8 protein-coding genes and 1 tRNA gene are annotated in these 7524 nt (G+C 68.5%); 6 read left to right on the top strand and 3 right to left on the bottom strand.

Going from position 1 to position 7524, the window contains the following annotated elements:
• The first annotated feature begins 41 nt into the window (after window positions 1-41).
• Both K8V84_RS08370 and K8V84_RS08365 read left to right on the top strand, forming a co-directional pair.
• A complete protein-coding gene (locus K8V84_RS08370) occupies window positions 42-638 on the top strand; it encodes a hypothetical protein (protein WP_304072609.1) in 597 nt (198 codons plus the stop codon).
• Between the two features lie 406 nt (window positions 639-1044).
• The gene (locus K8V84_RS08365; RefSeq protein ID WP_304072607.1) at window positions 1045-1599 is read left to right on the top strand and encodes a hypothetical protein; all 555 of its coding nucleotides are present in this window, start codon (window positions 1045-1047) and stop codon (window positions 1597-1599) included.
• A gap of 27 nt (window positions 1600-1626) precedes the next feature.
• Here K8V84_RS08365 and K8V84_RS08360 read toward each other — a convergent pair whose 3' ends face one another.
• Window positions 1627-2913, bottom strand: coding sequence for a hypothetical protein (locus K8V84_RS08360; protein ID WP_304072604.1), 1287 nt, complete (start codon window positions 2911-2913; stop codon window positions 1627-1629).
• Window positions 2914-3017: 104 nt separating this feature from the next.
• Here K8V84_RS08360 and K8V84_RS08355 point away from each other — a divergent pair, with 104 nt between their 5' ends.
• From K8V84_RS08355 to K8V84_RS08345, 3 genes are all read left to right on the top strand, one after another.
• On the top strand, window positions 3018-3539 hold the full coding sequence (locus tag K8V84_RS08355) for an NUDIX hydrolase (protein WP_304072602.1): 522 nt from the start codon (window positions 3018-3020) through the stop codon (window positions 3537-3539).
• A 201-nt stretch (window positions 3540-3740) separates the two neighbouring features.
• Window positions 3741-4178, top strand: coding sequence for a hypothetical protein (locus tag K8V84_RS08350; RefSeq protein WP_304072599.1), 438 nt, complete (start codon window positions 3741-3743; stop codon window positions 4176-4178).
• A gap of 205 nt (window positions 4179-4383) precedes the next feature.
• Window positions 4384-5196: a DUF2786 domain-containing protein gene (locus K8V84_RS08345; protein WP_304072617.1), complete on the top strand. Its 813-nt coding sequence runs from the start codon at window positions 4384-4386 to the stop codon at window positions 5194-5196.
• 210 nt (window positions 5197-5406) lie between these two features.
• Here K8V84_RS08345 and dnaN read toward each other — a convergent pair whose 3' ends face one another.
• Together dnaN and K8V84_RS08335 are read right to left on the bottom strand one after the other, a co-directional pair.
• A complete protein-coding gene (gene dnaN, locus K8V84_RS08340) occupies window positions 5407-6549 on the bottom strand; it encodes a DNA polymerase III subunit beta (protein ID WP_304072615.1) in 1143 nt (380 codons plus the stop codon).
• Window positions 6550-6708: 159 nt separating this feature from the next.
• Complete coding sequence (locus K8V84_RS08335) at window positions 6709-7167, bottom strand: DUF4442 domain-containing protein (RefSeq protein ID WP_304072612.1); 459 nt, start codon at window positions 7165-7167, stop codon at window positions 6709-6711.
• A 109-nt stretch (window positions 7168-7276) separates the two neighbouring features.
• Between K8V84_RS08335 and K8V84_RS08330 the strand changes: the two genes are divergently transcribed.
• A tRNA-Ser gene (locus K8V84_RS08330) sits at window positions 7277-7365 on the top strand.
• Window positions 7366-7524: the final 159 nt, after the last annotated feature.

Here is a 7524-nt window from a genome sequence, read left to right as displayed (position 1 = left end):
TGGGCGCGGTCTCGCTCCCCCTGGACGGGGGCTGAACGAACGTGAACCGTCCCCTCACCGTCGTCGTCTGTCTGCTCCTGGCCGCCGGAATCGCCCTGTGCCAGCACTTCGTGGTGGCCAAGGACAAGATGGTCGAGCCCATCAGCACGTCCGGGTCCGCCGAGGGACCCGTCGTCACCGAGGACTTCACCCTGGAGATCGACCGGGTCGACCTGAGCACGTCCCTGAGCGCCGTCGACGGCTTGGGCGAGAGCGCGGAGCCGACCGAGGCCAACGGCGTCTGGGTGCTGGTCTGGGCCCGAATGACCGCCGAGCACACCACGATGGTCAATTTCCCCGCCGAGCTGCGGATGAAGGACGGCACCACCTTCTTCGAACCGAGCTGGTTCCCCGACGCGATGGACCGCGCCACCCTGTCGCCCGGTCTGCCCCTGTACGGCGCGTTCGTGTTCGAGGTGCCCGAGGAGGAGATCGACGCACCCTCCCTGGTCGTCACCAACGCCCCCGGGTTCGAGGGTCGTCTCGGTGCCCAGGCCGACGTGGACCTGAAGCTGACGGACACCTCGCCCTCCGACGAACCCGCCGAGCTGCTGCCGCCACAGATCCAGGCCGGGGAGGAGATCGATGCATCCGAGTGACCCCCGCAGGCAAGGCCCCCAGCCGGGCCGTCCGCCCTCGTACGGGGGCCCGAACCCGTCGTACGGCCCGGGCGGGCCCGGGGGGCGCCCATGGCCGCCTCAGGGCACACCTGCGCCGGGGGGACCGCCCGCCGGCCCTCCCCCTCCGATGCCTCCGGTGCCTCCGGGCCCCGGCGGGTATCCCGGGCTGAGCGGACCGGCCACCGGCGCCCAGGTTCCTCCGGGACGGCCCGGCCCGCACTGGGGACGGCCACCCCGGAACCACCCTTGGAACCCGGAGGCACGGGACCCGATTCCGTCCCGACGAGCCCCGGGCTCTCGCTCGGCGCGCCACTCCCGCCCCTCTCCCGACCCCGGCCGGCCACGTCGCGCCCTCCCCCTGTGGAAACGGCTGCACCTGCCCTACGTGGCCGCCCTGGTCGTGCTGTTCCCGGTCATGGTCGGGTGGCCGTATCTGACGGAGGCCAGGGAGGTGGGCGAAAGCGGTCTCGTCCGCCCTGAGCCACGGGTCGTCGAGGGTTCGACCGCCACCATGGCCGGAAGCGAGTGGGAGGTCCTCGGCTACCTGGTCGGCTACGTGGAGGATCAGGCGCCCCCACCGGAGGGCGTGGAACTGGTCGACGTCGGTTTCAAGGTCACCCCCGAGGACGACGAGGCCGGAGGGCTACTGAACGCCTACTGCCGTTTCCGTGCCCTGGACGAGGACGGGCGTTCCTGGGAACCCACCACGGAGTACGGCATGCGCGACCTCTCCGAGGACCAGGGTGTGACCATGAGCGGCTGCTCCGACGCCGAAGCGGCCCCGATCCCCGCGGGCAAGGAGCAGACGCTGGTGCTGTCCTTCCTGGTGCCCGAGGAGGTGGCCGAGGAGCTCAGGTACGAGGTCACCGTGACGACCACGGGTGACCCCGACCGTTCCAGGCCCGAGGCCCTGCTCTTCGAGGCCGACCCCCTGGAGTGACCCTTGGCCCGCCAGGGGTCGGACCTCCTACGAGGCGTGTCGGGCCGTGTGCCACTGGTGCCGGCCCACACGGTTCTCCTCCGCCTTGCGCAGCGCGATCTCGAAGGCGGCGGCCAGAAGGCACAGGCGGAACAGCATGTGCAGGGCGTCCACGGTGAAGTCGATGGGTTGCAACCATGGCCAGAGCTCGCCCTGGAAGTCACCCGGACCGAGCAGGACGAAGAGTCCCCGGTTCAGTTGGCTGAACGCCATGTCCAGGAAGACGAAGTACAGGCAGAAGGTCAGGTAGAACACCGGACCGGCGCCGAGCACGAAGCGCCCGGCGTTGAGCAGGGGCGTGAACTTGTCCCGGAAGTCCGAGTCCGCCTGCCGTCCGAACACCTTCCCCAGCCTCGCGGCGAGGTTGACGGCCGCTCCGACCCGGCCACCGCCGCGACGTTCCTCGAAGAGGGAGTCGTGGTCGTCGACCTGGGCCCGGTAGACCACCGCGGTGATGGTCAGCCACAGCATGGGGCCGAGGAATCCCTCCTTGAGGGAGGTCCACACGGCGGTGATCGCCGCGACGATCCCGGCGGAGAGTTGGGGCACGTTCAGCTTGAGCCCGAAGCCGTCGATGGCGCCCTTCAGCGTGGTCTCCACCCCGACCCAGGCGGCCCGGTTGCCGATCCACTCATGGGAGAGGCTGATGAACACCCCGACGGAGAACAGGGCCAGGAACATCCAGATGCCCTCGAACAGCGCCGTCAGGACGCCCAGGAGCGGGTTGCGCCCCGATTCGTAGAAGTGCCCGCACACGCGCCGCAGCAGCCAGGCCACGGCCGCCACCACCAATGGCAGACCGAACCAGCCGAGTTCGGTCGGGGTCGCGAAGGCCTCGATGCCGCCGGTGTTGAGCAGGCCGATGCTGTAGGCGTCGTACTCCTCCTTGATCAACCCCCAGGCCCCGTAGAAGACCAGGAACGGCATGATCGCGAGGGCGACCCCGTCCACGACCCGACGCTCCCGCTCGGCGAAGCCGGTGCGTTTCCCCCGCCGGACGACCTCGGAGTGGAGCTCCCGGTCCACCATGGGAAGTCCTGGGCGCAGGAGCTGGAACATGACAACGAAGGTCACCAGGGTGACCAGCAGGGTCAGTCCGAGGCCGGCGAGGGAGAGGGTGGGGTTCACGTCGGTGAAACCCACCAGCCCGCGCATGAGCAGTGTGTGCAGCAGCATTCCGCCGGTGTAGACGCACAACAGGGGAGCCCAGTGGCGACGCACCAGGTCAAGAGCGTAGACCGGCAGGAGGGCTGCGGAAGACGTCGAGAGGGCCATAGGTTCAAGAGGTTAGCGGGATTCGCCGACGCGGACTCCCGTTGTCCACAGGGTGCGATGGGCCGTCCACGCACCGGAGGCGACCGGGCTGATCGGAGGACCTGATGCAGGAGGGCGACGGAAACGGCTGGGTGGAATTGCCCGACGGCTCCCGAAGGTGGGGGCTGTACGGTGCCGCCGGGCTGTTGTTGTACGCCACCGACGCGGCCGGTTCCGGCCATGTGCTGCTCCAGCACCGCGCGGGGTGGACCCACATGGGCGGAACATGGGGCATCCCGGGAGGAGCGCGCAATCGGGACGAGACTCCGCTGCAGGCGGCCGTGCGCGAGTTCCGTGAGGAGGTCGCGGGTGATCTCGCCGACTACACGGTGCTGGCCCGGCACGAACACGACCTGTCGGTGTGGCGCTACGACACCTTCCTACTGCGGATCCCCGCCCTGGCCCCGTTCCGACCCGGCAATTCGGAGAGCGAGGAGATCCGGTGGACCCCGGTGACCTCCACGGAGTCGCTCCCCCTGCTCCCTGCGTTCCGGTCGGCCTGGCCACGTCTGCGGGCCGACTTGGAGGGCGCCTACGACGACCATCCGCGAAACCCGGGCGCCTCGGGCACTTCCGTGGACGTTTGATCGTTCTCTGGTGAGAGGCGCCCTGTGCACTGCTCCGGGCGGCTTCGAACCGTCTTTTCCCGGTACGCCAGGTGCCGGGGCCCCACCTCCGGGGTAAGTCAGGGACGAGCCCTGATGCGTGGGACGCCCCGCCCCACCATCCTGGTATTGGAGGGTCCCGCGGCGCGCGGAGGCCACGCGAACTCGACTGGAGCTGTGAACATGACGCTGGAGCGCGGTAACGCATTCACTCCCGTCGCCTCGGCGACGATGATCTGGCCGTGGGGGGCCTCGGTCGTGGGCGGCTCCGTGGCCGGCGCCCTCTCCTTCCTGATGAACTTCGGTCTGGCCGGGATCCCCGGCGCGGTCACGACGGGCATCTTCTTCTTCGCGCTGATCGGCGGGATCGGCGGCGTGATCAGTCAGAAGAGCGACCGTCGGGGTCGCCGTTGGGCCGCCAACTACCCGTTCCGCTACGCGGCCGCACCGGCCGTGTTCGCGGGTGGCGCGACCGCCGTCATCAGCTACATCGGGTCCGTCATCGGCAGCTTCGCCATCTTCAGCGGACTGTTCGGCGGTCTCTTCGCCGGTCTGGGTGTGGGCCTGGTCCTTTGGCTGATCATCGGTATCGTCGCCGCGGTCGCGGGCAACAAGAACTGAGCGGTCTTTGACGGGTGGTCGATCACCTCGGCCACCCCGCACGGGACGGGCACGGATCGGGCAGGTGTGTGAGCGGTCTTGCGGGCCACCCTGACAGTGGCGGGGAACAAGAGGGCTTAGGCTCGTTGTTTCCGCCCGGGGCGGAAGCAAGACACTCACCTAGGGGAGACAACCGGCGCCGATGACTGAAGCTGCCCGTCAGAAGATGGTCGAGCGGGTCCGCGGGCTCCTTCGCATGGCGGAGGACCCCGCGGTCACCGATGCCGAGAGCCAGGCGTTCACCGCCAAGGCCGCCGAGCTGATGACCCGCCACGCGATCGCCGAGGCCGAGGCCCGCGTCGAGCGGGGCGAGGAACCGGACACGATCACCCGCATGGACTACGCCGTTTCCGGGGCGGGCGGTCATGGCAAGTCCCGGGTACGCGCCCTCGCCGACATCGCCGCCGCCTACGGGTGCCAGTCCGCGGTCCGGGGGAACAACTCGGAGAACACCGAGCGCGTCATCATCCTGGTGGGTACGGCCAGCGCGTTGGACGCGCTGCGGCTGTTGTTGCCGTCGATCTCCATGCAGATGGAGGCCTCCGCCCGGTTCATGAGTTCGTCGCACATCGCCGACATTCGAGAACTGCGCAACTACACACGGTCGGCATTGGAGACGGAGCGTAAGCGCTACTACCGTTCCTTCGTCCGCGCTTACGGGCAGGCCGTGGCCGAACGCATTCGCGAGTTCCGGGCCCGATTGCAGAGAATGGCCGCGGCCGAAACCGACTCCGATGGCGTTACCGACGGTGACGAAAACGGCTCCATTCGAGGAGCGGCACTGGTCCTACGCGACGATGTGCATCGGGTGAACGAAGAGTTCCACAAGCAGTTCCCACAGTTGCGCAAACATCGTCCCGAGCGCACCCACAGCGCGGCCGGCTACCGAGCCGGGTACCGCCGTGGACGCCAGGCGGAGCTGGGCTTGGACACCCCGGTGACCAGTGGCGGAACGTCCACTCTGGCCGAGGGCGAATAGCCACTCACGCGGAGTTGTCCACAGGCTGTGCACGGTTTCCACAGGAACACCGTTTTCCCTTGTCACAGCGGAGAACAGGCCGTTTCAAAGGGTTCTTCGACCCTTCTGCGCGACCGATCACCCCGGGTTATCCACAGGCTGGGGAGACTGCCTGTGGATAACTTGTGGACAGTCCTGTGGAGGTTTCCCCAAGAACAGGGAATCCGCTGGTCAAGTACTACGCAATGGCTGGACCAAGTAGCGGAACGAGGGCTCCTCGCCCTCCTTCGCCGCAACATCGGTGAACACCGCGGGTTTCGTCGGCTCGGTGAAGTTGAGGTACGCGGTGGTGGTGCCCACCCCGGCGAGCCCGTCGACCAGGTAGTCGGGCTTGAAGGCCACCCTCAGGGGGTCCCCCTCGTACCCCACACCAATGGCCTCCACCGCCTGGGCGTCCTCGCCCGAACCGGCCTCCAGAACGACCTCACCCTCCGTGAACGCCAGCCGCAGAGGCGTGTTTCGGTCCGCCACCAAAGCGACCCTCTTGATCGCTTCCAACAGCGGCCCCACGGCGACCTCTGCCCGCCCGGAGAAGTCGGTGGGGAACCAGGACGCGTACTTGACGAAGTCACTGTCGATCAGCCGGGTGGTGGTGCGCCGCTCACCGTTGGCGAAGCCGATCATGCCCTCGCCCGGCGACAGGTCGACGCCCTTCGCCACGGGGTGCGTGGACAGGGCGATGTCCACGTTGGAGCGGCCGATCAGTCCTCGCACGGTATTGGCGAGGGTGCGGGCGGGGACCAGGGCGGACACGTTCACCCCGGGGTCCTGCGGCTGCCACCACAGTTCGCGGACCGCGATCCGGTAGCGGTCGGTGGCCACGATCTTCAGCGCCTCACCCGTGAAGTCCAGGTAGGCGCCGGTCAGCATCGGCAGGGTGTCGTCCTTGCCGGCCGCCGGGGTCACCTGGCGCACCGCGGCGGTGAAGGCGTCGGCCGGTACCGAGCCGATCTTGCCCGGCATACCCGGCAGTGTGGGGTAGTCCTCCAGCGGCATGGTGATGAGGGTGAAGCGGGCGGCGCCCCCGCGCACGTTCACCTTCGGGCCCTCGGTGTCGATGTGCACCGAACCGGAGGGCAGGTTGTTGACGATCTCGGCCAGCAGACGGCCCGGCACCAGTGCCGCTCCGGGGTCCTCCGACAGCACCTCCACCGATGCCCTGGTCGAGACCTCGTAGTCGAAACCGGACAGGTGCAGGGTGGTGCCGTCCTCGGAGACCTCCATGCGCATCCCCGCGAGGACGGGAACCGCCGGCCTGGTGGGCAGCGCCCGCGCGGTCCAGGAGACCGCCTCCGCGAACGCGTCCCGATCCACTCGTAGTCTCACCGCACGGCCTCCTCTTTCGTCCCGACCTTCTTTCCAGGTCAACGTACCCAGCGGTACCGACAATCGGCGGAGCCCGAGACGGGATGAGCAGGGCCCCGGTCGGACCGGCGGAAGGGGTGTCGGACCGGGACCGGTTTCTGGTGGAGATCAGCCCCTGTCGGGCTTGAGCGTCCAGGTGACGGTCATCCTGCCGGTGACGGTGCCGTCCTCGGTGCGCAGCTCCACCTCGATGGGGAACTCGGGGCGCTTGCCGGCGTCCAGCTCGGCGACGACCTGCTCGCGCGGATGAGTGAGTGTGGCCTCCGCGATCACCTCGCCCAGGGCGATCTGGAGGAAGTCGATCTCGACCCGGCTGGGGAAGGGCACCGCACGGTTCAGTTGGTCCCCGAAGTCACCGATGATGATCGCACCCGACGCGGACTCGGCCAGGGTGAACATGGCTCCCGTGTGGGGTCCGCCGATGTGGTTGTGGTGGTTCGCGTCGTCGGGCAGGCGCATGATGGCACGACCGTGCTCCACCTCGACGAAGCCGATCCCGAGGTGCCGCGCGAAGGGTACGGCCGCGAGGAACCCGGACTTGACGAACTCCGCCGTACCGGCGTCCATTTTCTCCATGCCAGGCACATTACTCCCGAGTAACTCTGCCCGATACCCCTGCGCCCAGGTCCCCGCTGTGAGCTACCATGTCTGGCGGAGAGAGCCACGGCTCTCCCCTGGAGGGTTCGCATAGCGGCCGAGTGCAGTGCTCTTGAAAAGCACCAAGTCCTTGACGGGGCTTCGTGGGTTCAAATCCCACACCCTCCGCCGAATCCCCGGGGGCAGAGGCCCACTGGGGAAGAAGGGAAGGCCGGTGAGCCGGGCCCATCGCGCATGGACCGACGCACCGGCCTTCGTCGTTCCCGAGGTCGGTGACGGAGCCTTCCACCAGACGTCGTCCATCACGCCCACGAACTCGTCCGACCG

Source organism: Nocardiopsis listeri, assembly GCF_020741345.1.
Taxonomy (GTDB): Bacteria; Actinomycetota; Actinomycetes; order Streptosporangiales; family Streptosporangiaceae; genus Nocardiopsis; species Nocardiopsis listeri_A.
The sequence above is the reverse complement of the archived record's forward strand: the minus strand, read 5'-3'. Positions and strand labels throughout refer to the sequence as shown.

Bases quoted from the DNA above. Each gene is read 5' to 3' on its own strand.
- K8V84_RS08335 (WP_304072612.1), bottom strand. From the start codon at position 7,167: ATGGACGCCGGTACGGCGGAGTTCGTCAAGTCCGGGTTCCTCGCGGCC.
- K8V84_RS08355 (WP_304072602.1), top strand. From the start codon at position 3,018: ATGCAGGAGGGCGACGGAAACGGCTGGGTGGAATTGCCCGACGGCTCC.
- K8V84_RS08360 (WP_304072604.1), bottom strand. From the start codon at position 2,913: ATGGCCCTCTCGACGTCTTCCGCAGCCCTCCTGCCGGTCTACGCTCTT.
- K8V84_RS08345 (WP_304072617.1), top strand. From the start codon at position 4,384: ATGGTCGAGCGGGTCCGCGGGCTCCTTCGCATGGCGGAGGACCCCGCG.
- K8V84_RS08350 (WP_304072599.1), top strand. From the start codon at position 3,741: ATGACGCTGGAGCGCGGTAACGCATTCACTCCCGTCGCCTCGGCGACG.